This is a genomic window from Streptomyces sp. NPDC055749, assembly GCF_053617235.1.
This window is the reverse complement of sequence record NZ_JBSHFH010000010.1, coordinates 33,490-55,938: the sequence shown is the minus strand read 5'-3', so window position 1 is coordinate 55,938 and position 22,449 is coordinate 33,490. Positions and strand designations below refer to the sequence as shown.

At 70.2% G+C, this 22,449-nt stretch carries 13 protein-coding genes; 7 read left to right on the top strand and 6 right to left on the bottom strand.

All coding sequences use genetic code 11. From position 1 onward, the window contains the following. Positions 1-24: 24 nt before the first annotated feature. The 5 genes from ACWGO0_RS10145 to ACWGO0_RS10125 form a co-directional block, all read right to left on the bottom strand. Complete coding sequence (locus tag ACWGO0_RS10145) at positions 25-2,004, bottom strand: beta-galactosidase (RefSeq protein WP_453530871.1); 1,980 nt, start codon at positions 2,002-2,004, stop codon at positions 25-27. 14 nt (positions 2,005-2,018) lie between these two features. Next, positions 2,019-4,253, bottom strand: coding sequence for a 1,4-beta-glucanase (locus ACWGO0_RS10140; protein ID WP_453530868.1), 2,235 nt, complete (start codon positions 4,251-4,253; stop codon positions 2,019-2,021). Positions 4,254-4,314: 61 nt separating this feature from the next. Beyond that, the gene (locus ACWGO0_RS10135; RefSeq protein WP_453531152.1) at positions 4,315-5,250 is read right to left on the bottom strand and encodes a carbohydrate ABC transporter permease; all 936 of its coding nucleotides are present in this window, start codon (positions 5,248-5,250) and stop codon (positions 4,315-4,317) included. Positions 5,251-5,252: 2 nt separating this feature from the next. Then, a complete protein-coding gene (locus ACWGO0_RS10130) occupies positions 5,253-6,266 on the bottom strand; it encodes an ABC transporter permease (RefSeq protein ID WP_453530865.1) in 1,014 nt (337 codons plus the stop codon). A gap of 1 nt (position 6,267) precedes the next feature. After that, a complete protein-coding gene (locus ACWGO0_RS10125; protein WP_453530862.1) occupies positions 6,268-7,938 on the bottom strand; it encodes an extracellular solute-binding protein in 1,671 nt (556 codons plus the stop codon). A gap of 412 nt (positions 7,939-8,350) precedes the next feature. On the opposite strand from ACWGO0_RS10125, the gene ACWGO0_RS10120 reads away from it, so the two are divergent. From ACWGO0_RS10120 to ACWGO0_RS10090, 7 genes are all read left to right on the top strand, one after another. Next, entirely contained in the window at positions 8,351-11,278 is a 2,928-nt protein-coding gene (locus tag ACWGO0_RS10120) for a glycoside hydrolase family 3 C-terminal domain-containing protein (RefSeq protein ID WP_453530859.1), read from the top strand. After that, complete coding sequence (gene yicI / locus ACWGO0_RS10115; RefSeq protein WP_453530856.1) at positions 11,275-13,548, top strand: alpha-xylosidase; 2,274 nt, start codon at positions 11,275-11,277, stop codon at positions 13,546-13,548. The genes ACWGO0_RS10120 and yicI overlap by 4 nt, the downstream gene beginning before the upstream one ends. Before the next feature lie 280 nt (positions 13,549-13,828). Further along, on the top strand, positions 13,829-15,331 hold the full coding sequence (locus tag ACWGO0_RS10110; protein ID WP_453530853.1) for an aldehyde dehydrogenase family protein: 1,503 nt from the start codon (positions 13,829-13,831) through the stop codon (positions 15,329-15,331). 68 nt (positions 15,332-15,399) lie between these two features. After that, positions 15,400-16,995 carry a GMC family oxidoreductase gene (locus ACWGO0_RS10105; RefSeq protein ID WP_453530850.1) on the top strand — a complete coding sequence of 532 codons (1,596 nt, stop codon included), beginning with the start codon at positions 15,400-15,402 and terminating at the stop codon, positions 16,993-16,995. Continuing rightward, positions 16,992-18,053 (top strand): quaternary amine ABC transporter ATP-binding protein, encoded by a 1,062-nt coding sequence (locus ACWGO0_RS10100; RefSeq protein ID WP_453530847.1) that lies wholly within the window; start codon positions 16,992-16,994, stop codon positions 18,051-18,053. The genes ACWGO0_RS10105 and ACWGO0_RS10100 overlap by 4 nt, the downstream gene beginning before the upstream one ends. Then, positions 18,053-20,035, top strand: coding sequence for an ABC transporter permease (locus tag ACWGO0_RS10095; protein WP_453530844.1), 1,983 nt, complete (start codon positions 18,053-18,055; stop codon positions 20,033-20,035). The genes ACWGO0_RS10100 and ACWGO0_RS10095 overlap by 1 nt, the downstream gene beginning before the upstream one ends. 1 nt (position 20,036) lies before the next feature. After that, on the top strand, positions 20,037-21,020 hold the full coding sequence (locus ACWGO0_RS10090) for an ABC transporter substrate-binding protein (protein WP_453530841.1): 984 nt from the start codon (positions 20,037-20,039) through the stop codon (positions 21,018-21,020). A gap of 71 nt (positions 21,021-21,091) precedes the next feature. Here the strand turns inward: ACWGO0_RS10090 and ACWGO0_RS10085 are convergent, their stop codons facing one another. Next, positions 21,092-22,426 carry a cytochrome P450 gene (locus ACWGO0_RS10085; RefSeq protein WP_453530838.1) on the bottom strand — a complete coding sequence of 445 codons (1,335 nt, stop codon included), beginning with the start codon at positions 22,424-22,426 and terminating at the stop codon, positions 21,092-21,094. Positions 22,427-22,449: the final 23 nt, after the last annotated feature.

Sequence of the window (22,449 nt, the reverse complement as noted above, 5' to 3'; positions counted from 1 at the left end):
GGGGCCGGTCCTTCGTGCCGTTGGTCATGGTGCGGTGGTGCTCCTGAGCGCGGCGACGCCGTAGCGGTCCAGCACCACGCTGCCGTCCGTCTTCGTGCCGGTGAGGAGATCGACGTACGGACCGGGCAGCGGTACGGTCACCCGGCCCCGGCCGTGGTGGAGCAGGAACAGCACGTCACCCCGGCGCACCGCCTCCACCCCGGCGGGCAGGTCCGCCAGCACGGGGCGGGCGCCCGCATCCCCGGCCGCTCGGCCCAGCAGCGCGCGCAGGGCTTCCGGGGCCGGCAGCGTCGACACGTACCAGGCGGAGCCCTTCCGCAGCACCGCGGGCAGTCCGTCGAGCTCGCCGCCGCGGTAGGCGGCGACCGTCTCCGCGCTGCCGTCAGGCTCCAGCTCCTCTGACCACCGCCCGCCGTCGAAGCCCTCGCACTCCACCACCGCGTCGGCGTCGAGCGGCCACCACTCGTGCACCGTACGGATGCCGAACAGCTCGCGCAGCCGTGCGTCCATGCCGCCCGGCCTGATCCGGTCGTCCTCGTCGGCGATGCCGGTGAAGAACCCGCAGACCAGTGTGCCGCCGCCTCGGACGTACGTGACCAGGTTGTCGATCGCCGCGTCCGTGAGGAGGTAGAGGTGGGGTACGGCGACCATCCGGTACGCGCTCAAGTCGGCGTTCGGGCGGGCGAATTCGGTCGCGTAACCGCCTTCCCACAGACCGCGGTGCCAGGACTGCGCGACCTCCGTGTACGAGAGCAGAGAGGACGGACGGCCCTCCTGCGCGCCCGCCCACCACGCGTCCCAGTCGTGCAGGATCGCCACGTCGGAGGTCACGGCCGTGCCGCTGACCTCCGGGCCGATGAGTTCGAGCTCCGCTCCGATCTGCTTGATCTCACCGAAGGTGCGGCCCTGTTCGCCCGCGTGGCCGAGCATGCCCGAGTGGAACTTCTCCGCACCCTGCCGGGACTGCCGCCACTGGAAATAGCAGATTGCGTCGGCGCCACGGGCCACGGACTGCATCGACCAGAGCCGGTTGAGCCCCGCCGGTTTGGGGTGGTTGACCCCACGCCAGTTGACCGGGCCCGCGGCCTGCTCCATCACCATCCACGGGCCGCCGGCCTGCGAGCGCGTCATATCGGCGAGCATCGCGTTGTACTGGCCGCCCTGCGGGTCCCGCGGATCCGGATAGATGTCGACCGAGACGATGTCCTCCTCGGCCGCCCACGCCCATGCGTCCTGACCCGACCACAGCGGCATGAAGTTGGTGGTCACCGGGATGTGCGGGCTGTGCCGGGCGACGATGTCGCGCTCGGCGAGATAGCACTCCATCAGTGCGTCGGACGTGAACCGTTTGAAGTCCAGCAGCTGCGCCGGGTTGTGCAGGTACTGCGCCTTGCGGGGCGGCAGGATCTCCGTCCAGGAGTCGTATCCCTGACTCCAGAAGGAAGTGCCCCATGCCTCGTTGAGTGCCGGCAGTGTGGTGTAGCGGTTGGTCAGCCAGCGCCGGAAGTGCTCGGCGGTGGCATCGCACCAGCAGTGCGTGCAGTACTCGTTGTTGATGTGCCACACGGTGAGCGCCGGGTGGTCCGCGTACCGCGCCGCCAGGTCCTCGGTGAGCGCGGCGGCGTAGCGCCGGTAGAGGGGCGAACTGGCACAGAAGTGCTGCCGGGACCCGTACCAGACCACCGAACCGTCCTCGGAGCGCGGCAGCGTCTCCGGGTGCAGCGCGCCCATCCAGGGCGGTGGCGACGAGGTCGGTGTGGCGAGGACGACTCCGATGCCGTGCGCGTGCATCAGGTCCATCAGCCGGTCGAGCCAGCCGAACTCCCGTGCTCCCGGGCGTGGTTCGATCTTCGCCCAGGAGAACACGCCGAGGGTGACGGAGTTGACGCCCGCCTCCCGCATCAGCCGGGCGTCCTCGGTCCACACCTTCTCGGGCCACTGCTCGGGGTTGTAGTCGCCACCGAAGAGGATGCGGCCGCGGGCGGCGTCGCGCAGGGACGGCATGGACGTCTCGTTTCTCACTCGGGGTCCGCGTACTGGATACCGCGGCCGTTGGTGCCGAGGTAGACCCGGCCGTACACGCGGGGGTCGCCGGTGATGACCTCGCCGGTCCACCCCCACTGGTGCGCCTGGTCGTTGATCCGGACCCAGGTCGCCCCGGCGTCGTCGGAGCGCAGTACCGCGACACCGTCGTACGCCGCGGAGACCCTGCCGGTCTGGTAGATCGCCGGGTAGGTGGCCCTGACCCGCCGGCCCGTCGAAGGCGCCGCCTTGCCGAAGCCGAGGGCGTGCGAGGCATGGCAGCCCACCACCGCGGTGAAAGCGAGACCGCCGTCCGTCGAGCGGAACAGCCCGTTGTCCTTCGCCGAGAGCCACAGGTCGCCGCTGCGGCCGGGAGCTGCCGCGATACGGAACTGCACGTCACCGGAAGGCAGTTGCGAGGCACCCCGGGTGAAGGTTGCGCCCGCGTCGTTCGACGCGAACACCGCACCCGTGTCGGTGTCGTACACATAGAAGCGCTTGGCGTCGAGCGGGTCGGCGACCGGTGTGCCGCCCTTCGGGAAGGTGGGGACCTCGGCCCAGGTGGCGCCGCCGTCCGTCGAGCGGTGGGCGGGGTACTTCGTGCCGTCCCAGTGGATGAACGACCAGAGGAGCGTCGCGCCGTCCGCGCTCACGGCGATCGGGCCGGGAGCCGAAGCGGCCAGGGACGGCTGGGAGGCGAACGGCTGCCAGCTCGCGCCGCCGTCGTTCGAGTACGCTCCGGCGGCCCCGCCCGATGGCCAGCCGGCCCGTACGACGTAGGAGGGCTTGAGCGTGGCCAGCGCCAGCCCGGTGGCCGAGCCGGAGACCGGATTCGACGCCATGCCGCGTGATGGGGACGAGGTCAGCGACTCGTGGTACATCACGCCGATGTCCCCCAGCCCGCTGAGGAGTTGGGCCCCGCCCGAAGGCGGCGCGATCAGCTGCCGTACGGCCGACTCCTCCAGGCCCCGGATCTCCGGCGCCCAGTGCACCAGGTCGCGCGTCCCGAAGATCGTGGCGCCCGTGCCGTACACGATGCGCCGCGAGTCGAAGGGGTCGACGGCGAGGGCCTGGATCCACCAGCCGAACTTCGCCTCGCTCCCGCCCCAGCGCAGATACGGGGTCTCGGACACGTCGAGGACCGCGGAGTCCTTCAGGGAGGTCCAGTTTGCGCCGCCGTCCGTGGATCGGAAGAGGGTGTCGACGGCCCCCCAGCGGTTGTTGGTCGACACGACGACCGTCCCCGGGCGGAGCGCGTCGACGGCGACACCGCCGTAGCCGAAGGCGTCGCCGCCGCTCGGCGCGACGGGAGAGACGTCGGTCCAGGCGCCCGTCACCGTGTCGAGGCGGTGGACGGAGCCGTTGGACTGGTTGTTGGGTCCTGGGCCGTCCGCGTAGGTCACGTACAGCGCCTGGGTGCCCGCGTCGTACGCGGCACGGATCGGTACCTTCGTCGCCGCCGCACCGGCGGACGGCTGCCCCGGCACCGCCTGCCAGCCGCCCGAGCCGTCCGTGCGGTAGAGCGCGGTGCCGCCGTCGCCCCAGCCCGCGTACACCGTCCGGCCCGCGGCCACGAGCAGCGTGACGCCCTGGCCGCTCGCCGACGGGGTGGCGGGGAAGGCGGCGGGGGCCCAGGTGGCACCGCGGTCGGTCGAGCGCAGCAGGCCGTCGTGGCGGGTGCCGAGCCAGAGCGTCTCGCTGTCGCGCGGGTCGACGAGCAGCCGCTCGCCCGCACCCCGGCCGTCCTCGTTCGCCCCGAGCCGCACGGTCAGGTCCGTGCGGGCCCAGGTCGCGCCCCGGTCGTTCGATCTCAGCACCGCGCCGGGACCCGCCCACGACTGGGCGTAGGTACCGAGTGCGAGGTACAGCCGGTCGGGGAAGGCCGGGTCGACGGCCAGTGCCTCGACGCCCAGCAGATTCCAGTCGTCCCAACCGAGATGATCGGTGAGCGCGGTCCAGCGGGCCTGCGCCGCGTCCCAGCGGTAGGCGCCGCCGATGTCGGTACGGGCATAGGCCAGGCCCGCCACGGCCGGGTGGAAGAGCACGCCCGTCACGAATCCGGTGCCGCCGATCGCCGCGGTGCGCCAGCGGTACGCCTGGGCGGTTTCCCTCCGGCGGCGGGGCGCGGCGACCGCGGGGGCGGCGGCGGGCAGGGCGGAGGCCGCCGCCGCGACGGCCGCTCCGGCGAGCACGGTGCGACGGCGGGGCATGGGGACGGACGAAGCGCGCATGACGAACACCTTCCGGTGGGGGAGTGGTGGGGTCGTACGGTGCGGGGCGCGGCGCCGGGGCTCAGCCCTTGATCGCGCCGGTGAGCATGCCCTTCTTGAAGTGCTTCTGGACGAAGGGCGAGAGGACGGCGACGGGCAGCAGGGCCAGCACCATTACGGCCATCTGGATGGCGAGCGGGGACAGGCCCCCGGTGTTGATGGCCTGGGCGAGGCCGACGGGCCGCTCCTGCTTGAGGACCAGCTGGTTCATGATGTTCTGCAACGGGAGCATGTCCGGGTCGCTGATGTAGATCGAGGCGTTGAACCAGGCGCTCCAGTAGCCGACCGCGTAGAAGAGCGTGATCACCGCGATGACGGCCCGGGAGAGCGGCATGACGATCTGCCACAGGATGCGGAAGTCGCCGGCCCCGTCGATCCGGGCGCTCTCGATGAGTTCCTGCGCGGTGCTCATGAAGAAGGCGCGCAGGACCAGGATGTTGAAGACGTTCAGGGCGCTCGGGAGGATCAGCGACAGATAGGAGTCGGTGAGGCCGAGGCCCTGCACCACCAGGTAGGTGGGGATGAGTCCGGCGCCGAAGAACATCGTGGCGAGCAGGATCACCAGGAACGGCCGGTGGAGGACCGATCCGGTGCGGGAGAGCCCGTACGCGCACATGACCGACACGGTCATGCTGAACAGCGTGCCGACCACCGTCACACAGAGGCTGACGACGGTGGCCCTGGTCACCTGGCCGCCGCCGAGGAGTTCCTGGTAGGCGACGAAGGTGATGCCCCGGGGGATCACGACGAGTCCGCCGGTCTCGGTGATGGTCCGCACCGAGGACAGGCTCGTGATGATCACCACCCAGAGCGGGAAGAGCACCGCGAGGCAGACGCCCACGAGGACGACGCCCTTGGTGGCGAGTCCGGACCTCGTCGGCTCCTCCTCCCAGACCGGCCGCAGCCTGCCCCGTACCAGAGGGCCCTGCTGCCGTCCGTTCAGCTTTCCTGCGAGCAGGCTCACTTCTTGTACACCCCCTGCTCGCCCATGAGATGGGCGACCTTGTTGGCCCCGAGCACGAGCAGCAGGCCGAAGATTCCCTTGACGATGCCGACGGCCGCCGCGTAACTGAAGCCGCCGTTGGTGATGCCGACGTTCCAGACGTAGGTGTCCAGAACCTCCGAGGCACCGGGGCCCACCGCCGTCCGTTGCAGCAGGATCTGCTCGAAGCCGACGGTCAGCGCGTTGCCGACCTGGAGCACGAGCAGCAGCGCCACGACCGGGCGTAGAGCGGGCAATGTGATGTGCCACATGCGGCGCCACCGGTTCGCGCCGTCCATCGCGGACGCCTCGTACAGGTCGGGGCTTACGGAGGCGAGCGCCGCGAGGAAGACGATGACGCCCCAGCCGGCGTCCTTCCAGATCATCTCGAAGGTGATCAGGAACTTGAACAGCCCCGGGTCGGTCATCAGATCGATGCCGTTGTGGCCGTGGTCCCGCAGGGTCTGCGAGATGAGGCCCGCGCCGCCGAACATCTGCTGGAAGACGGTGACGACGAGCACCCAGGAGAAGAAGTGCGGAAGGTAGAGGATCGCCTGCGCGACCGCGCGCACGCGCGGCCGGACGAAGCTGTTGATGAACAGGGCGAGGAGGACCGGGACGGGGAAGAACAGGGTCAGCTGAATCAGGAAGATCGCGAGCGTGTTGCGCAGCGCCGCCCAGAACAGCCGGTCGTTCACCATCTGCTGGAACTGTTCGAGGCCGACCCAGGGGCTCTGGAGGATCGCCTGGAAGGCGTTGTCGGCGATGTACGGGTCGTACTCCTGGAACGCGACGACGTTCCCGGCGAGCGGGATGTACGCGAAGACGACCAGGAGGAGGATCGCCGGGAGCGTCATCAGGATCAGCGTGCGATCACGCCGCAGCCGGTGTCGCAGCGTGATCCCACCCGTGATCTCGACCGCCTTGACGCGCTGTTCCCTCACGGCCGGGCGGCGGGCCTCGGCCTTGGTACGGGGTTCGGTGTCGACCATGTCAGGAAGCCGAGTCGCCGGTCTCGTCGAGCAGCTTCTTGTACCAGTCGCGGAGCTTGTCGCCGCCGCGCGAGCGCCAGTCGGAGACGTTCCGCTGCATGTCGCCGACCTTCTTGCGCCCGCGGACGATGTCCTTCTCCAGGTCCTCGAACTGGGAGTTCAGCTCCGCGAACCGGGCCGGCTCCTGGACCTGCATGCCGTGGAAGAGCGGCTTCTGCGTGTGCGCGCCCTGGCGCTGCTGCCACTCGACCATGCCCTTGGCGACGTCCGGGTGGTCGGGGTAGGCGCGGAAGGGGGCGGAGCTCGCGATGTACTCGTACGTCGCGAAGACCTGGTTGTTCCCGTCCTCGGTCTTGGCGATCACACCGTCCTTGACGGTGTGGTGCACGCCCTCGACGCCGTACGCCTTCAGGCGCTGCTCCTTGGAGCCGTACGGGGCAGCGGTGAAGTTGGCGAGCGCGAGGATGTCCTCGATCCTCCTCTTGTCGGCCTTCTCGCTGATGAAGCACCAGATGTTGGAGGGCGGCCCCGCGTACAGCGTGGGCTTGCCGCCGTCGTGGGCGAAGATGTCCATCGCCGCCATGGAGAACTTCGGGTCGGCCAGCCGCTGCACGGCCGTCGCGCCGTACCAGTCGGAGATGTCGGCGTTGTACATCCTGAGATTGCCCGAGGAGAACAGGTTCTTCTGGTCGCCGCGTTCGGCCTTCACGTCGGGGTGGACGAAGCCGGCGGAGTACAGCGAGCGCGACCACTCCAGCGCTTCCAGGAACTCGTCGGTCTCGTACCGGTTGACCAGCTTGCCGTCCACGAGCTTCCAGTAGTACGGCTTCTCGGGCAGCACCCCGAAGAAGGCGTACGCCGACCAGGTCATGTCGCCGCAGGCCCACACCTTGCTCTTCGGGGCGTTCATCTCCTTGCAGAGGTCGTAGAACTCCTGGGTGGTGGTGGGGACTTCGTACCCCTTCTCCTCGAAGAAGCCGGGCGAGTAGAACGGCGCGATGTTCGGCGTGGACTCGGCCGGGAAGGGCAGTCCGCGCAGCTTGCCGCCGAAGACCGCCCGCTGCCAGGCGCCGGTCGGTATGGCGGCGAGGTTCGGGTACGCCTTCACCTTGTCGCCCGCCAGATAGGGGCCGAGGTCGGCGAACTTGTTGGCGATCGCGCTCGGTATCTTGCCGTTCAGCTCCCAGCCGGGCACGACGACCGCGTCGGGGACATTGCTGGAGGCGAGGACGGCGCCCAGCTTCTGGCCGTAGACGTTGCCGTCCTGGTTCTGCCACGTGACCTTGACGCCGGAGGCTTCGTCCATCGCGGTCCAGTACGCGTTGCCGGTGCCGGGCGAGGTGCCCCACAGCGGGGCCATGATGCTTACCTCGCCGCCCTTACCGAGCTTCTTCGGTACCGACACGACCAGCTGGTCGGCGGGCTTGGCGGTGGTGAAGCCGATCGCGGAGCCGTTCTTGGCGGCGATGTCGGGGGTGACCGCCTCGGAGGGGACATACGCCGGCAGCAGGCCCTTGAGCTTCTTGCCGGTCGTGGTGCCCTCGTTCTTCGCGTTGCCCGAACCGCCGCAGGCGGCGAGCAGCGGCATCCCGCCGCCGACCGCGGCCACGACGACCGCGGTGGAGGCGAGGAAGCTTCTCCGGCTCGGGGAAGAGGAGGAATTCGGCGTCATTGCGTCAACCCTTCGAGGCGCACCAGGACACACGGCGGACGACCGCCGGTCGGCTCCTGTGTCTGAGGTGGGGCGTTACTGACTGAACCGGCGGGACCGGCCTGATTCACAAGGTTCGAAGTGCTGTCGAAGCGCTTCGATGTTGCAGCGAGGTTAAGTGAAGCCATCCGGCCGCACAAGAGTCCGATCCCGGATTCCTCGGAGCTGTTTCCGTACTGTTTCCATGGAGCCGTGGGCGCTATACGGCCCTTGATTGGGCGTCAGGGCTCGGCTGAGGTGTGCCGCACCCTTGACACCTGCGGGGTTCGGCACGGAGCATCGAAGCGCTTCGAAAGATCTTCCAGTCCGAACGAGAGGCCCTAGCGCCTCGACGGAGCGCTCAGACCTCCCACCTCTCCTAGGGGACCCGCACGTGACGGACCATTCGCTGCCCTTCCGCGACCCGCAGCTGCCCTTCGCCCGGCGCACCGACGATCTGCTCGGGCGGCTCACGCTCGACGAACGGATCGCGATGCTCCACCAGTTCGCGCCCCCGGTGGAGCGGCTGGGACTCGGGGCGTTCCGGACCGGACAGGAAGCACTCCACGGAGTCGCCTGGATGGGCCCCGCGACCGTCTTCCCGCAGGCCGTCGGTCTCGGCGCGACCTGGAACGACGAACTGGTGCGCCGGATCGGCGAGGCCGTCGGCGACGAGGTCCGCGCGAAGCGCGCCGAGGACGACCGGGTCGGACTCAACGTCTGGGCCCCGACAGTGAACCTGCTGCGCCATCCGCTGTGGGGCCGCGGCGAAGAGGGGTACGCCGAGGACCCGGCGCTCACCTCCGCCATCGCCGTCGCGTACACCCGGGGGCTGCGCGGCGACCATCCCCGCTACTGGCGTACGGCCCCGGTCCTCAAGCACTGGCTCGCGCACAACAACGAGACCGGCCGCGACACCGCCTCCTCGTCGGTCCGCCCGCGTGTGCTGCACGAGTACGACCTGCGGGCCTTCCGCGACGCCGTACGGGCCGGCGCGGTCGCCGGTGTCATGCCGGCGTACAACCTGGTCAACGGCCGCCCCAACCACGTCTCGCCGCTCCTCGCCCAGCAGCTGCGCCGCTGGACCGAGCAGCCCCTCGTCGTCTGCTCGGACGCCGGTGCGCCCTCCAACCTCGTCGACTCCGAGCACTACTTCGACACCCACGAGGAAGCGACCGCCGCGGCTCTGAAGGCCGGAGTGGACAGCTTCACCGACCACGGCCAGGACTCCGCGGTGATGACCGGGCGCATCCGTGACGCGCTCGACAAGGGACTGATCGACGAGAGCGACATCGACACGGCGGTACGCAGACTGCTCGCCCTGCGCTTCTCGCTCGGCGAATTCGACCCGGACCTCGACCCGTACGCGGGGGCCGCCGACTTCGACACGGCCGGGCACCGGGCCCTCGCCCAGGAGGCCGCGGAACAGGCCGTGGTGCTGCTGAAGAACGACGGGCTGCTGCCACTCGCCCCGCAGGCGGGCCGGACCGTGGCCGTCGTCGGACTGCTCGGGGACGCCTGCAAGCTCGACTGGTACAGCGGCACGCTCCTGCACCGCTCGACCCCGCTCGACGGACTGCGGGAGCGGTACGGGGCGGAAAACGTCACGTTTGCCGAAGGCGCGGACCGGGTGCGGCTGAAGTGCGCGGACGGCTGGCTCCAGGTCCCGGGCGCGGAGGAGAGCGCCGGTTCGGGCGAGGCCACCGGCCCGGCGCGCGGCGCCGAAGGCGCTCTCGACCCGGCGCTCCTCGCCGGACGCACCGACCTGCCGCCGCTCACCTGCGGCGAGCAGGCCACCGAACTCGCGCTCGTCGACTGGGGCGGCGGTGTCCTCACGCTCCGTACCGCCGAAGGCCGCTATCTGTCGGTCGCGGACGACGGGTACATACGGGCGTCCGCCGACGAACCGGGAGGCTGGGTCGTCCAGGAGACGTTCCGTCTGGAAGCGGTGGAGGGAGTGGCGGGAGCTGAGGGGCACGACGGCGGGCACCGCCTTCTGCACATCGGGACAGGTGGGTACGTGACAGTCGCCACCGACGGGGTAAAGGTTGCCGACTCCGGCGAGAAAGTTTCGGCCGCCCGCGCCTCGGTCTTCGGGGTCGAGGTGGTCGAGCGCGGCGAGGACGCCGTGGCGCGGGCCGCCGCAGCCGCCGACACCGTCGTCGTCGTGGCCGGGAACGACCCGCACATCAACGGCCGCGAGACCGAGGACCGTACGACGCTTGGCCTGCCGCCCCAGCAGGAACGGCTGTGGCGCGCCGCGCACACCGCCAACCCCCGCACGGTCCTCGTCCTGACCTCCGCCTATCCGTACGCGGTCACGGAGGCGGCGGCCACCCTGCCCGCGCTGCTGTGGACGGCGCACGGCGGTCAGGCCGCGGGCACCGCGCTCGCCCGTGTCCTCGCGGGTGACGTGTCCCCGGCCGGCCGGCTCCCGCAGACCTGGTACGCCTCCGACGGCGACCTGCCGGACCTGCTGGACTACGACATCATCGGCTCCCGGCAGACCTACCTCTACTTCGAGGGGACCCCGCTCTACCCGTTCGGACACGGACTCGGGTACGCCGATTTCGCGTACTCCGGACTGACGGCAGCCCGTGAGGACGACCGCCTGCGGGTGTCGCTGACCGTCACCAACACCTCCGCGGTCGCCTCGGACGAAGTCGCCCAGCTCTACGTACGGGGCACGGAGCGGGGAGCCGGCCTGCCGCTGCGCAAGCTGATCGGTCACCGCCGCCCGCGCCTCGCACCCGGCGCTGCGGAGCGCGTCGAGTTCCTCGTGCCGGTCGACGATCTCGGCCACTGGGACGTGGCGCACGGCCGCTGGACCGTCGAGCCGGGGATGTACGAATTCCTGGCCGGAGCCTCCAGCGCCGACATCCGGTGCATGGCCACGGTCGTCATCGAAGGCGAGGCGTCCGGTCCGCGGCCCGTGGTGCGGTGCGGTCTCGAAGCGGCGGACTACGACGAGCAGCGTGCGACGGAGATCGTCGACCGTACGAGAACGGACGGCGACGCGGTCGCTCCACTCGCGGGCGGTGACGGGCAACTCCTCTTCAGGCGGTGCGACTTCGGGGACGGAGTGCGCGGCGTCGCGGTGACGGCGGCGGGGGAGGGCGAGGTGGTGATCGATACGGGCGCGGGACCGGTGAGCATCGCTGTTGCGGCCACCGGCGGAACGTACGACTACCGCACGCACGAGGTCCCGATCGTCGCCGGTGGTGTCCAGGACGTACATGTGACATTGCACGGTGGCGTACGACTCGCCCACCTCGCCTTCGTCTCCGTCTCCGCCTCCATCTCCGGCAAGGAGTCCTCATGAAGTTCACCGACGGCTTCTGGCTCATGCGGGAGGGCGTCCGCGCCTGCTACGCGACCGAGATCCGTGATCTGCGCGCGGAGGACGACCGGTTCACCGCCTACGCGGCGGTCAAGCACGTCGCCGAGCGCGGCGACACGCTCAACACCCCGCTGATCACCGTCGAATGCTTCTCCCCGGCCGAGGGGATCATCGGCGTACGCGCCACCCATCACGCCGGAAAGGCCGGGCGCGGACCGGACTTCGAGCTGCTGCCCGGCAACGACCCCGCGTTCACCGCCCGCGTGCGCCGCGACGGCCCGGTCACCGAACTCACCAGCGGTCCGCTGACCCTGCGCATGGACGGCGAGGGCCCGTGGGGCATGACCTTCCTCGACGACCAGGGGCGACGCCTCACCGGCGTCGACGCCAAGGGGACCGCCTTCGCCACCACACCCGACGGCGCGCACCACATGGTCGCCCAACTCAGCCTGGGGGTGGGCGAGAACGTCTACGGCCTCGGCGAACGCTTCACGCCGTACGTCAAGAACGGTCAGAGCGTCGACATCTGGCAGGCCGACGGCGGTACGAGCAGTGAACTGGCGTACAAGAACATCCCGTTCTACCTCTCCTCGCGCGGCTACGGCGTCTTCGTCAACCACCCGGGCAAGGTCTCCTTCGAGCTCGGCTCCGAGTCGGTCGGGCAGGTGCAGTTCAGCGTCGAGGACCAGTCACTGGAGTTCTTCGTCGTAGCCGGACCGACGCCGAAGGAGGTGCTGTCCCGCTACACCGCGCTGACGGGCCGGCCCGCGCTGCCGCCCGCCTGGTCCTTCGGCCTCTGGCTGACCACCTCGTTCTGCACCTCGTACGACGAGGAGACCGTCACGTCCTTCGTGGACGGGATGGCCGAGCGCGACATCCCCCTCACCGTCTTCCACTTCGACTGCTTCTGGATGCGCGAGTACCAGTGGTCGGACTTCCTCTGGGACCCGGAGGTCTTCCCCGACCCGGAAGGCATGCTGGCCCGGCTCAAGGAGCGTGGACTGCGGATCAGCATGTGGATCAACCCGTACATCGCGCAGAAGTCCGCCCTGTTCGCTGAGGGCGCGGAGCACGGCTATCTGGTGCGCAGGCCGAACGGGGACGTCTGGCAGTGGGACCTGTGGCAGCCCGGCATGGCACTGGTCGACTTCACCAACCCGGCGGCGCGCGATTGGTACAACAGCAAACTGCGGGTCCTCCTCGACCAGGGCGTCGACTGCTTCAAGACGGACTTCGGCGAGCGCGTCCCCACGGACGTCGTCTGGCACGACGGCTCGGACCCGGAGCGGATGCACAACTACTACGCGCAGATCTACAACCGCACCGTCTTCGAACTCCTGGAGAAGGAGCGCGGCCACGGCGAGGCGGTGCTCTTCGCCCGCTCCGCGACGGCGGGCGGCCAGCAGTACCCGGTGCACTGGGGCGGCGACTGCTTCGCCTCGTTCACCGCGATGGCCGAGTCACTGCGCGGGGGTCTGTCGCTGAGCCTGTCCGGCTTCGGCTTCTGGAGCCACGACATCGGCGGCTTCGAGGGCACGCCCGACCCGGAGGTCTTCAAGAGGTGGCTCGCCTTCGGGCTGTTGTCCTCGCACAGCCGGCTGCACGGCAACGTGTCCTACCGGGTGCCGTGGGCCTTCGGCGCGGAAGCGGTCGATGTGGCACGGCAGTTCACCCTCCTCAAGCACCGGCTGATGCCCTATCTGTACGGGGTGGCCGCCGAGGCGCACCGCACGGGCGTCCCGGTGATGCGGCCCATGCTGATGGAGTTCCCCGAGGACCCGGCCACGCGCACGCTGGACCGCCAGTACATGCTCGGCCCCGATCTGCTCGTAGCCCCGGTCTTCGCCGCCGACGGCGAGGTCGAGTTCTACGTACCCGAAGGCACCTGGACCTCACTGCTGACCGGCGAGCGGCTCACCGGCCCGGCCTGGCACCGGGAGACGCACGGCTTCGACAGCCTGCCGCTGCTCGTCAGACCCGGCGCCGTACTGCCCTGGGGTGCGGACGACCAGCGGCCCGACGGGGACTGGCTGGACGGGCTCACCCTGCGGGTGTTCGGGGACGCCCCGGCCGCCGAGCGGACCGTTTCCGTACCGGACCTCTCGGGTGTTCCGGCCGCAGTGTTCCGTGTCGTACGGGACGGGGGCACTGTGCGGGTGACGGCGGAGGGGACGGGCCGGGCGTACCACGTGAGCGTCGAGGGCTCCGGGGTTACGGGGGAGGGCACCGGGACGGTCACCGTCGCCGTCTGAGGCAGGACCGGAACCCGTACCGAGCGCACTCGCCCGCTCACACCACGTCGACGGCCCGCCGGGCGGTCCCGCATCAGGGACCACCGGCGGGCCGCCCTGTTTCCAGGGTCCGTGCGGCTGCTCAGAGTGAGCCGCATCACTCAGCGTGAAGTTCCTGGCATACATTCCGCCCGACCGGGGAGGGGTCCAGGCCGCTGGTGCGACCGGACCACGGTCCGCCCGCGCACGCTCCCGGCCGATCCGGCGGGGAGCATTTCGGGTACGGAAGGCAGATCAGGACATGGCGGCGCTCGACACGATTCATATCGACGGCATCTGGCAGGCCGCCGCATCAGGCGCGACACGCGAGATCATCGACCCCGCCGACGCCACCGTCCTCGCCCTCGTCGCCGAAGGCGGCACCGAGGACACCGACCTGGCGATCGCCGCCGCGCGCCGCGCCTTCGACGACGGCCCCTGGCCCCACCGGCCGGTCGCAGAGCGCGCCGGGCTCCTGCGCCGTGTCGCGGACCTCCTCCAGCGCGACCGCGAGGAGATCGCCCTCGTCGAGAGCCGCGACACCGGCAAGACGCTCGAAGAGGGACGCGTCGACGTCGACGACGTGACCAACGCCTTCCGCTACTTCGCCGACCTCGTGATGAACGAGAGCGGCGGCCGGGTCGTCGACGCCGGTGACCCCGACGTACACAGCATCGTCGTGCACGAGCCGGTGGGCGTCTGCGCCCTGATCGCACCCTGGAACTACCCGCTCCTCCAGGCCAGCTGGAAGATCGCCCCCGCGCTCGCCGCGGGCAACACCTTCGTCCTGAAGCCCAGCGAGGTCACGCCGCTGTCCACCGTCCACCTGATCCGGCTGCTGTCCGAGGCGGGACTGCCGGACGGTGCGGCCAACCTCGTCACCGGCGCGGGCGACCCGGTCGGCGCGCGCCTCTCCGAACACCCGGACGTCGACCTCGTCTCCTTCACCGGCGGGCTCGCCAGCGGTACGAAGGTGGCGCAGGCCGCCGCCCCCACCGTCAAGAAGGTCGCGCTGGAGCTCGGCGGCAAGAATCCCAACGTCGTCTTCGCCGACGCCTGCGCCACCGATGCGGACTTCGACACCGCCGTCGACCAGGCGCTGAACGCCGCGTTCTTCCACAGCGGGCAGGTCTGCTCCGCCGGGGCCCGGCTCATCATCGAGGAATCGGTCCGCGAGCGCTTCGTCACCGAACTCGCCCGCCGCGCCGACGCCATCAGGCTCGGCAGGGGAACCGCGGACGGCGTCGAGTGCGGACCGCTCGTCTCCGCGCAGCAACTCGCCAAGGTCGAGGCGTACGTCGCCTCCGCGCGGGAAGAGGGCGCGGTCGTCCGCTCCGGCGGCGCACGCCCCGAACCCTCCCCGGTGCGGCCCGCGGGCGGTTACTTCTACCGGCCTACGGTCCTGGACAGCTGCCACCGCGAGATGAAGGTGGTCCGCGAGGAGACCTTCGGACCGATCCTCACCGTCGAGACCTTCCGCACCGAGGAAGAGGCCATCACCCTGGCCAACGACACGGACTACGGCCTCGCGGGCGCCGTCTGGACCACCGACGCGGGCCGCGCCCGCCGGGTCGCGGGGCGGCTGCGGCACGGCACCGTCTGGATCAACGACTACCACCCGTACCTTCCGCAGGCCGAGTGGGGCGGATTCGGCAAGTCCGGTACGGGCCGTGAGCTCGGCCCCACCGGACTGGCCGAGTACCGCGAGTCCAAGCACATCTACCAGAACCTCAACCCGCGCCCCCAGCGCTGGTTCGCCGGCTGACCCCAGCTCCATCGCCTGTTCGCAGCACGTCATAAACGTAAGCACCTTGCAGAAGGAGCAGTGACCCGTTGCACCCCACCCCCCGCACAGCCCGGCCCGAACCCGTCGACTACGTGATCGTCGGAGGCGGCACGGCCGGCTCGGTCATCGCCTCACGGCTCACCGAGAACCCCGACGTCACCGTCACCGTGATCGAGGGTGGCCCCACCGACATCGACCGCGACGACGTACTCACCCTGCGCCGCTGGCTCGGGCTGCTCGGCGGTGACCTGGACTACGACTACCCCACCACCGAACAGCCGCGCGGCAACTCCCACATCCGGCACAGCCGCGCCCGGGTGCTCGGCGGCTGCTCCTCGCACAACACCCTGATCAGCTTCAAGCCGCTGCCCGGCGACTGGGACGAATGGGCCGAGGCGGGCGCCGATGGCTGGGACGCGGCGGCCATGGACCCGTACTTCGCCAGGCTGCGCAACCACATCGTCCCCGTCGACGAGAAGGACAGGAACGCCATCGCCCGCGACTTCGTCGACGCGGCGCAGGCCGCGGCGGGCGTCCCGCGCGTCGAGGGCTTCAACAAGAAGCCCTTCCACGAAGGCGTCGGCTTCTTCGACCTCGCCTACCACCCGGAGAACAACAAGCGCTCCTCCGCCTCCGTCGCCTACCTCCACCCGCACATCGAGGCCGGTGACCGCCCCAACCTCACGATCCTGCTGGAGACCTGGGCCCACCGGCTGGAGTTCGATGGCAACCGCGCCACCGGCGTGCACGTCCGCACGGAGGAGGGTGAGGAGCTGCTGCTGCGCGCCACCCGCGAAGTGATCGTCTGCGCGGGCGCGGTGGACACCCCCCGGCTGCTGATGCACTCCGGAATCGGACCGAGGAAGGACCTGGAGGCGCTCGGCATCCCGGTCGTCCACGACCTGCCGGGTGTCGGCGAGAATCTGCTCGACCACCCCGAGTCGGTCATCGTCTGGGAGACCGACGGACCCATCCCGGAGAACTCCGCGATGGACTCCGACGCGGGCCTCTTCGTGCGGCGCGACCCCGAATCCCGGGGCCCCGACCTGATGTTCCACTTCTACCAGATCCCGTTCACCGACAACCCGGAGCGCCTCGGCTACGAGCGCCCCGAGCACGGTGTGTCGATGACCCCCAACATCCCCAAGCCGCGCAGCCGGGGCCGCCTCTACCTCACGAGCGCCGACCCCGAGGTCAAACCCGCCCTGGACTTCCGCTACTTCACCGACGAGGACGACCACGACGGCCGCACGCTGGTCGACGGAATCAAGCTCGCCCGCGAGATAGCGAAGACCGAACCTCTGGCGCACTGGCTCAAGCGCGAGGTGTGTCCAGGACCCGATGTCACCTCCGACGAGGACATCAGCGAGTACGCCCGCAAGGTCGCGCACACGGTCTACCACCCGGCGGGCACCTGCCGGATGGGCGCTGCCGACGACACCGCGGCTGTGGTCGATCCCCAACTGCGCATCAGGGGGCTCGAATCCATCCGGATCGCCGACGCCTCCGTCTTCCCGACGATGCCCGCCGTGAACCCGATGATCGGCGTCCTCATGGTCGGCGAGAAATGCGCTGAACTGCTTGGTTCGACGCTGCTTGGTTCGACACTGCTCGGTTCGACCGCTGGAGGCGATGTCCGATGACCACGACCGACACCCCTGTCTTCTCCGTCAGGAATCTCTGGAAGGTCTTCGGCCCCAAGGCCGACCGCATTCCCGGCAGCGAGCACGCGGATCTGCCTCCGGCCGAGATGCGGGAACGCACCGGCTGCACCGCCGCCGTACGGGACGTCTCCTTCGACGTCCGCAAGGGCGAAGTCTTCGTCGTCATGGGCCTGTCCGGCTCCGGCAAGTCCACCCTCGTACGCTGTCTGACCCGGCTGATCGAGCCGACCAGCGGCACCCTGGCCATCGACGGCGAGGACGTGCTCGCGATGGACCGCACGCGCCTGCGCGAGCTTCGCCGCCACCGCGCGGCCATGGTCTTCCAGCACTTCGGTCTGCTGCCCCACCGCACCGTCCTCGACAACGTCGCGTACGGCCTGGAGATCCAGGGCCTGAGCAAGAGCGAACGGCGTCTGAAGGCAGCCGAGTTGGTGGAGAAGGTCGGCCTCGCCGGTCTTGAGCAGCGCCGCCCCTCCCAGCTCTCCGGCGGCCAGCAGCAGCGCGTCGGCCTGGCCCGCGCACTCGCCGTCGACCCGTCCGTCCTGCTCTTCGACGAACCGTTCAGCGCCCTCGACCCGCTGATCCGCCGCGAGATGCAGGACGAGGTCGTCCGCCTGCACCGCGAGGAGGGCCGGACCATGGTCTTCATCACCCACGACCTGAGCGAGGCGCTGCGCCTCGGCACCCGTATCGCGCTCATGCGCGACGGCGGCATCGTCCAGCTCGGCACTCCCGAGGAGATCGTGGGCTCGCCCGCCGACGACTACGTACGCGAGTTCGTCCGCGACGTGGCGCGCGAACAGGTCCTGACGGTCTCCACCGCCATGCGGCCCGCGGCCGCGGGCGAGGCCGACCGAGGTCCCGCGCTGCGCCCCGACGCCACCGTCTCCGAAGCCATCGAAGCCGTCGCCCGCTCCGGCGACGCGTCGGCCCGCGTCATGGACGAGGGCAGGCTCGTGGGTGTCGTCGACCGCGAGTGCCTGCTCGGAGTCGTCGCGGGCACCGGGGCCTTCGACTCCCGGGCGGTGGCCGCGTGATGGCCACCGCCCAAGCGACCGAACCCGCCGTCGCCGGACCGCCGGGGCGCGGACAGCTCCTGGCGCTGCTCCGCCGCCCCTCCCTCGCGAAGCTGCTGGTCCTCGCACTGATCGCCGCCGTCGCCGTACCCGTCGTGCAGGCCCGCTGGGGCGGCGCCGCGTGGCCCGGCGCCCTGACCGTCGATCTGACGGCGCCGCTCGGCGAGGTCAACGACTGGATCATCGCCAACCGCGACAGCCACCCGCTGTTCCTCTACTTCTTCGGCCACATCAGCAACGCCGTCGTCCTGTCGGTGCGCGGTGTCTACCTGGTGCTGCTGGCCCTCGGCTGGGCCGGAGTCACCGCGGTCGCCGCCGTGGTGGCCTGGCGGGTGGCGGGCCTGAAGCTCGCCCTCACCGCCGCCGTCTCCTTCGTCGTCTGCGGACTCCTGGGCATGTGGGTGCAGACGATGCAGACGCTCGCCCTGATGGTCGTCGCCGTCCTCGCGTCGGTGGTGCTGGGCGTCCTTCTCGGCCTCGCGGCCGGGCTCTCGGACCGTACGTACCGTGCGCTGCGCCCCGTACTCGACACCATGCAGGTGCTGCCCGCCTTCGCCTATCTGCTGCCCGTCGCACTGGTCTTCGGCATCGGTGTCCCCGGCGCGGTCCTCGCGACCGTCGTCTACGCGGCCCCGCCGATGGCACGCCTCACCGCACTCGGGCTTCGCGGCGCCGACCAGGGCGTCATGGAGGCCGTCACCTCGCTCGGCGCGACCGGCAGGCAGCGGCTGCTCACGGCCAGGCTGCCGCTGGCCCGCAAGGAACTGCTTCTCGGCCTCAACCAGACGATCATGATGGCCCTGTCCATGGCCGTCATCGCCTCCGTGATCGGTGCCGGCGGCCTCGGCGACCGCGTCTACCAGGCGCTGTCCTCCGTCGATGTCGGCGCCGCACTCGCCGCGGGCATCCCGATCGTCCTGCTCGCCGTCGTCCTGGACCGTACGACCGAGGCCGCAGGCCGCCGGATCGGTGCGGAGCCGACAGGCCCCGCCGTGCTGCGTGGCGCACGCGGCTGGGGCCTCGCGGCCGTGATCGTGGCGGCCGTCGCCGTCGTGGGACGGTTCACGGGCGGCCGGATCTGGCCCGAGGGCGCGATCGTCGCCATCGCAGGACCGGTCAACACCGCCAAGGAGTGGATGGTCGACCACCTCTACACCGGCATCCCCGTCGTCGGCGGCACCGCCGACTGGGCCGCCCACTTCACCAACTGGATACTCAACCCGCTGCGCAGCGGACTCCAGGGCCTGCCCTGGTGGTCCGTGCTGCTCGTCGTCGCCGCACTCGCCTGGACCATCGGCACCTGGCGCACCGCGCTGACCGCCGTACTCGCCATGGCGGCCATCGGTGTCCTCGGTGTCTGGGAGCCCTCGATGGACACTCTCAGCCAGGTCCTCGCCGCCGTCTCCGTCACCCTGGTCCTCGGCTTCGGCATCGCCATCGGCGCCGCCCGCAGCGAACGGTTCGAACGCCTGCTGCGCCCGGTCCTGGACGTCTTCCAGACCATGCCGCAGTTCGTCTACCTCATCCCGGTCGTCGCCCTCTTCGGCGTCGGCCGCGCCCCCGCCGCGGCAGCCGCGATCGTCTACGCGCTCCCGGCCGTCATCCGCATCACCACCCAGGGTCTGCGCGGCGTCGACCCGGCCGCCATGGAGTGCGCCCGCTCACTGGGCGCCACCAGGGGCCAGCAACTGCGCCAGGTCCAACTGCCCCTGGCCCGTCCCGCGTTGCTCCTCGCCGTGAACCAGGGCGTCGTCCTGGTCCTCGCCGTGGTCATCATCGGCGCGCTCGTCGGATCGGACGCGCTCGGATACCTCGTCGTGCTCGGCCTCGCCCAGGGCGACCTGGCCACCGGCCTCGTGGCCGGCGCCGCCATCGTCTGCCTGGGGCTGATGCTCGACCGGGTCACCCAGCCCACCACGCGCACCGCGCGGAAGGAGAGCTGACATGGCTCGTACGCCGATCCGCACCCGAACCCGCGTCCTCGCCGCCGTGTCATCGGCCGCCGCCCTGCTCGCCGTCACCGGCTGCGGCGCCGCGGACATGACGAAGCAGACCTCACCCTTCGCCGCCCCGGCGGGCATCAAGACCGTCACGCTCTCCGTACAGTCCTGGGTTGGCGCGCAGGCCAACGTGGCCGTCGCCCAGAAGCTCCTGGAGGACGAACTCGGCTACCGCGTCGACCTTGTCCAGACCGACGAGATCCCCGCCTGGGACGCCCTGAGCCAGGGCCGCGTCGACGCGATCATGGAGGACTGGGGCCACCCCGACCAGGAGAAGCTGTACGTCGAGGACAAGAAGACCATCGTCCGGGGCGGCGACCTCGGCGTCACCGGTCACATCGGCTGGTACGTACCGAAGTACTGGGCGGACAAGCACCCCGACGTCACGGACTGGAAGAACCTCGACAAGTACGCCGACGAACTGCGCACCCCGGAGAGCGGCGACAAGGGCCAGCTCATGGACGGGTCACCGTCCTATGTCACCAATGACACCGCACTGGTAAAGAACCTCGACCTGGACTACAAGGTCGTCTTCGCCGGCTCCGAGGCCGCCCAGATCACCCAGATCCAGCAGTTCGCCAAGGAGAAGAAGCCCTTCCTCAGCTACTGGTACCAGCCGCAGTGGCTGTTCAACGAGGTGCCGATGGTGGAGGTGAAGCTCCCCGAGTACACCGAGGAGTGCGCAGCCAAGGACCCGAAGGCCATCGACTGCGCCTATCCGACGACACCTCTGCAGAAGTACCTCAACGCCGACTTCGCGAAGCGGGGCGGTGAGGCCGCGGACTTCCTGAAGAAGTTCAAGTGGACCGAGGACGCGCAGAACGAGGTGTCCACGATGATCGCCTCGGAGAAGCTCACCCCGCAGCAGGCGGCCGGGCGCTGGATCGAGGAGAACCCGGACGTGTGGAAGAAGTGGCTGAAGAAGTAGGACGGGCCGCATGAGGCGGGGCGCTGCCGCGGACGGTCATCCGCGGCAGCGCCCTCAGACCATGTCCTGCGTCACCGCGCCCGCACCGTAGCCAGTACCTCGCGGTCGGGCTGCAGGGTCAGCGACGGTACGTGGCCGATCGTGCCCGGGTCCACGTCCAGATCGAAGCGCCGCGCCAGCACGGCCAGGATCAGGACGGCCTCCACCATCGCGAAGCGCGTACCGAGGCAGACCCTGGGGCCGCCGCCGAACGGGAACCACGCGTACTCCGCGATCTCGTCGCCGCTCTCCGGGTCCCAGCGCTCCGGCCGGAAGGTCTCGGGCTCGGGGAACCAGCGCGGGTCGCGCTGGGTGGACCACTGGCTGCTCCACACCCGCGTCCCCACGGGCATCGGTACGCCGCCGATCTTCGCCCCCTCCTTGGCGACCCCGGTGACCAGCCAGATCGTCGGGTACAGGCGCAGCGTCTCCTTCACCACCGACTGGGCGTAGGTCAGTTGTGCGTAGTCGTCGAAGCCGGGCTCCCGGTCGCCGAGCACCCGGTCCAGTTCCTCGGTGAGGGCCGCGCGCGCCTGCGGATTGCGGGCGAGCAGGTACCAGGCCCACACCAGCGTCGAACTGGTCGTCTCGTGACCACCGATGTAGAGGGTGACCGTCTCGTCGCGGATCTCCTCGTCGGTGAGGTGCGTGCCGGTCTCGTCGACCGCGGTGAGCAGCCGGCTCAGCAGATCGGGGCGTTCCCCGTCGCCGTCACGGTGGCGGGCGACCACCCGGCTCACCTCGGCGTCGATGACCGCGGCGGCCTTCCTGATCCTGGCCCGGCCCGGCGTCGGCACCCAGTCGGGGAGGATCGCGCCGATACCGCTGAACTCCTTGCCGATCTCCTGCTGGGCGACATCCATCGCCCGGCCCATGGAATCCGCGTCGGCCGGGGTGTCCACGCCGAAGATGGTGCGTACCGCGATCTTCTGCGTCAGCGCCGCCATCTCCCGCTTGATGTCGACCCGTTCACCGCCCGACCAGGTGTCCGCCAGCTCCACCGCGCACGACGCCATCGTCGCCGCGTACGACTTCACCTGCTTGGGCCGTACGGACGGCTGGACCAGTGAACGCTTGCGCCGCCAGTCCGAACCACGCGCCACCACCACGCCGTTGCCCATCACGGTACGGAACGCGATGCCCAACGCGGGCTGGTCGAAGGTGCGTTCCGTCTCGGTGAGCAGCTCGCCTATGCAGTCGGGGTCGGAGATGAACACGCAGCGGTTGCGGCCGAATCGCCAGCGCACCATGTCCCCGTGGCCGCGAAGACGCTCGAAGAAGGCGAGCGGGTCCTTCCCGAACTGAGGAAGGTTCCCGAGGAACGGCAACCCCCTGGGGCCCGCTACGAGTTCCGTATCCCTGGACATGAAAGGACTCCGCTCCCTGGTGG

Excerpts from the sequence above, each read along its gene's own strand:
- ACWGO0_RS10095 (WP_453530844.1), top strand. The coding sequence starts at position 18,053 with ATGGCCACCGCCCAAGCGACCGAACCCGCCGTCGCCGGACCGCCGGGG.
- ACWGO0_RS10090 (WP_453530841.1), top strand. The coding sequence starts at position 20,037 with ATGGCTCGTACGCCGATCCGCACCCGAACCCGCGTCCTCGCCGCCGTG.
- ACWGO0_RS10130 (WP_453530865.1), bottom strand. The coding sequence starts at position 6,266 with ATGGTCGACACCGAACCCCGTACCAAGGCCGAGGCCCGCCGCCCGGCC.
- ACWGO0_RS10145 (WP_453530871.1), bottom strand. The coding sequence starts at position 2,004 with ATGCCGTCCCTGCGCGACGCCGCCCGCGGCCGCATCCTCTTCGGTGGC.
- ACWGO0_RS10140 (WP_453530868.1), bottom strand. The coding sequence starts at position 4,253 with ATGCGCGCTTCGTCCGTCCCCATGCCCCGCCGTCGCACCGTGCTCGCC.
- ACWGO0_RS10110 (WP_453530853.1), top strand. The coding sequence starts at position 13,829 with ATGGCGGCGCTCGACACGATTCATATCGACGGCATCTGGCAGGCCGCC.
- ACWGO0_RS10100 (WP_453530847.1), top strand. The coding sequence starts at position 16,992 with ATGACCACGACCGACACCCCTGTCTTCTCCGTCAGGAATCTCTGGAAG.
- ACWGO0_RS10125 (WP_453530862.1), bottom strand. The coding sequence starts at position 7,938 with ATGACGCCGAATTCCTCCTCTTCCCCGAGCCGGAGAAGCTTCCTCGCC.
- yicI (WP_453530856.1), top strand. The coding sequence starts at position 11,275 with ATGAAGTTCACCGACGGCTTCTGGCTCATGCGGGAGGGCGTCCGCGCC.
- ACWGO0_RS10085 (WP_453530838.1), bottom strand. The coding sequence starts at position 22,426 with ATGTCCAGGGATACGGAACTCGTAGCGGGCCCCAGGGGGTTGCCGTTC.